This window comes from Turicibacter sp. (assembly GCF_017941855.1).
Taxonomy (GTDB): domain Bacteria; phylum Bacillota_I; class Bacilli_A; order MOL361; family Turicibacteraceae; genus Turicibacter; species Turicibacter sanguinis.
Genome location: NZ_JAGAVR010000108.1, coordinates 1 through 3,432, shown reverse-complemented (window position 1 = coordinate 3,432; position 3,432 = coordinate 1). Strand labels below are relative to the sequence as shown.

At 30.7% G+C, this 3,432-nt stretch carries 4 protein-coding genes; all 4 read left to right on the top strand.

The features are described from left to right. Window positions 1-13 precede the first annotated feature (13 nt). The 4 genes from rpmH to mnmE all read left to right on the top strand — a co-directional run bounded on the left by rpmH (window position 14) and on the right by mnmE (window position 2,753). Window positions 14-148, top strand: coding sequence for a 50S ribosomal protein L34 (gene rpmH / locus J6D32_RS11755; RefSeq protein WP_006784010.1), 135 nt, complete (start codon window positions 14-16; stop codon window positions 146-148). Window positions 149-203: 55 nt separating this feature from the next. After that, on the top strand, window positions 204-545 hold the full coding sequence (gene rnpA, locus J6D32_RS11750; RefSeq protein ID WP_006784009.1) for a ribonuclease P protein component: 342 nt from the start codon (window positions 204-206) through the stop codon (window positions 543-545). Window positions 546-664: 119 nt separating this feature from the next. After that, on the top strand, window positions 665-1,276 hold the full coding sequence (gene jag, locus J6D32_RS11745; protein ID WP_006784008.1) for an RNA-binding cell elongation regulator Jag/EloR: 612 nt from the start codon (window positions 665-667) through the stop codon (window positions 1,274-1,276). Window positions 1,277-1,394: 118 nt separating this feature from the next. Continuing rightward, window positions 1,395-2,753 carry a tRNA uridine-5-carboxymethylaminomethyl(34) synthesis GTPase MnmE gene (gene mnmE / locus J6D32_RS11740; protein ID WP_006784007.1) on the top strand — a complete coding sequence of 453 codons (1,359 nt, stop codon included), beginning with the start codon at window positions 1,395-1,397 and terminating at the stop codon, window positions 2,751-2,753. The last annotated feature ends 679 nt before the right edge of the window (window positions 2,754-3,432 follow it).

The window sequence follows — 3,432 nt, the reverse complement described above, 5'->3', positions numbered from 1 at the left end:
GGAGGTGTTATAGATGAAACGTACTTGGCAACCAAACAAACGTAAACGTGCAAAAACTCATGGTTTCCGCGCTCGTATGGCAACACCAGGAGGACGCAATGTTTTAGCTCGTCGTCGTAAAAAAGGTAGAAAAGTGTTATGCGCATAAGACCACTCTTTATAGTGGTCTTTTTACTAGCTAAAAAAATATAGCGGGTGAGATGATGCAAAAAAATTATCGAATCAAAAAAAGTAGTGAAATTGAACAAGTCATGAAAAATGGACGTTCAAAAGCTAATCCTTATTTCATTGTGTATAAATATAAAAAAACAGACAATGAAAACTTCAGAATTGCAATCTCAGTTGGAAAAAAAATCGGAAATGCGGTAGAACGAAATAAAGTTAAACGATATATCCGAAACGTCACAACTGAACACAAACAAACAATAGATTCTAACTATGATTACTTTGTAATCGCCCGTAAAGGCGTAAAAGAATTAGATTACGTATCATTTAAAGAAAAATTAGAGCAACTTTATAAAAAAATGGATATCATTCCAAAATAATATAGATTAAAATTGTATTAGGATATGACGACCATCTGTGAAATAGATTCCACTAGTCATTGCATAAATTAACCGTTGGTCGCAAAACTTACTCATACTTAAAAGAAAGAGTGATTTGGATGAAACCGAAAATATTCGAAGGAAAAGTTATGAACGATATCCTCATAGCTGCAAAGAATCATTTTCATCAAGACCAACAACAATTGATTATTAATGTGCTAGAGGAGAAAAAAGGAATCTTTGGACTAGGTGCTTATATAAAAGCAGAAGTCTCTTTAAATCTTGATCCAATTGAAGAAGGAAAAAAATATCTTCTCCAATTATTAAATGATTTCAATTTAACAGGAACAGTCGAGATAATACCTAGCAAACAATCTATAACTTTTAATGTAAATAGTGATAATAATGGACTTATTATCGGCCGTGAAGGAAAAACACTTCAAAGCATTCAAGTTTTAACAAGCCAAGTTGTAAATCAATATACCAATAAACATTTAAAAGTCCTTGTGGATATCGGCTCTTATAAGGAAAATCAAATTAAAAAATTAGAAGCTCTTGCTAAGAAAACCGCAAAAGAAGTGCTTCACTCAAAGATTGATGCGAAACTTGACCCAATGAATGCTTATGATCGACGTATTATCCATAATACATTATCAGATTGGAAAAACATTCAGACAGTTTCAAATGGAGTCGAGCCTAATCGATATCTTACAATCAAATATAAAGCCTAATAGACCTCTTAGTGAGGTCTATTTTTAACTTATTGACCTTTTATGCTACAATTAAACTAAATTGAATAAAAGCCAGAAAAATCGAACATGATAAACTAACTGCTATGGAGGTGTTTTAATGCTACAAGATACAATCGCTGGAATCTCTACTGCTATGGGCGAAGGAGCCATCTCAATCATTCGTTTAAGTGGAGATGAAGCCTTAGATATTGCAAATAAAATTTTTCGTGGAAAAGATTTAAAAAGTGTTGCTAGCCATACCATTAACTACGGTTTTATATATGATCCTGAAACTGACCGAAAAGTCGATGAAGTTTTAGTTTCAGTCATGCGAGCACCAAAAACATTTACGGCTGAAGATATCGTGGAAATTAACTGCCACGGGGGAATTTTAGTCACTAATAAAATACTAGAACTTATTTTATTAGCTGGTGCACGACTTGCTGAACCTGGGGAATTCACAAAACGCGCCTTCTTAAATGGCCGTATCGATTTAGCACAAGCCGAATCAATTATGGATATCATTCATGCTAAAAGCGAACAATCTTTATCACTAGCTTTAAACGGTTTAGATGGGCGTGTTTCTCGTTTAATTAAAGAAATGCGTGAAGAAATTTTAAATATTTTAGCTAATATCGAAGTTAATATCGATTATCCTGAATATGATGATGTTGAAGAAATGACAAACGACATCTTACTTCCTCGTTCAATCGATATTCATGAAAAAATGTTAAAACTATTAGATACAGCTAAAACAGGAAAAATTCTTCGAGATGGAATTAAAACTGTCATTATCGGGCGTCCTAACGTTGGAAAATCAAGTTTACTGAATCAATTAATGCGTGAAGAAAAAGCCATCGTAACAAATATTGCAGGAACAACACGTGATACAGTTGAAGGGTATATTAATATCGGTGGATTAACATTAAATTTAATCGATACGGCTGGAATTCGTGATACAGAGGACATTGTTGAAGCTATTGGTGTTGAAAAATCAAAAAAACTAATTAACGAAGCCGAACTTGTTTTATTAGTTTTAAATAATAATGAAAAATTAACAGCCGATGATCGTGAACTATTATCATTAACAAATGATAAAAACCGTATTATCATCTTAAATAAAACAGATTTAGAGACTCAAATTGAACGAGACGAACTTCCAAACTATATTGAAACCTCTATGGTTTTAGAAAAAGGAATTGAAGTTCTAGAAAATCAAATTAAAAAAATGTTTGAAATTGGGGATATCGGAGCTAAAGATATGACTTATTTATCAAATGCCCGTCATATTGCTAAACTAAAACAAGCTATTAATTCAATTAACGATGCCATTTCAGCTATGCAGTTAGGAATGCTTGTGGATATGGTTGAAATTGATATTAAAAATGCATGGTATTCACTTGGTGAAATTATCGGAGAAGATATGGGAGATTCATTACTCGATGAACTCTTCAGTAAATTCTGCTTAGGAAAATAAATAAAAAAGATTAGAGAAATTTTTCCTCTAATCTTTTTTATTTTATAACCTTCATAGATTATAAAAAATCTAAACTAGCTATATCTTTATGTCATATTATGTCTGTTTTTCTCACTTTGATTGCCGACAATAAAATGCATTTATCTACAACTAATCCACATCTATGTGGACAAAAAACGACACTTGTCTACAGTTTATTCACAAGATATCAACAAGCAAAAATCTCATAAAATCGACATTTTCAGACAGTTATCCCCACTACCCACAGAACTTATTATTATTGTTATTATTATAAAAAATAAATATATAAATACAATAGGAAGTTTTGTCGAAAAAAAGTTTTTTACTTTCCTAAAAATAAAATAATTCTTTATCACCTATCATTTAAAATTAATGCTGTATTTCTAACTTAAGTATTTAAATTCAAAAAAAATTAATAAATTTTCATATTCACTTAATAAGCTGAGTACCAGACTTTCCACAATACAAATACCATTTCATTCTAACTATTAATAAATAAAAATCCTATATATAATAAAAATTTTTAAAATCTAATATTAGAACCCTTTTTCTAGCTTAAATAATATCAAAAATCATTTCTCCATAAAAAATTAAAACTCTCTTTTTGATTTCTCACCTCCCCTAAGGGGGGACAATTAAATAATAAAAAAAGTATTTT

Excerpts from the sequence above, each read along its gene's own strand:
- rpmH (WP_006784010.1), top strand. The coding sequence starts at position 14 with ATGAAACGTACTTGGCAACCAAACAAACGTAAACGTGCAAAAACTCAT.
- jag (WP_006784008.1), top strand. The coding sequence starts at position 665 with ATGAAACCGAAAATATTCGAAGGAAAAGTTATGAACGATATCCTCATA.
- mnmE (WP_006784007.1), top strand. The coding sequence starts at position 1,395 with ATGCTACAAGATACAATCGCTGGAATCTCTACTGCTATGGGCGAAGGA.
- rnpA (WP_006784009.1), top strand. The coding sequence starts at position 204 with ATGCAAAAAAATTATCGAATCAAAAAAAGTAGTGAAATTGAACAAGTC.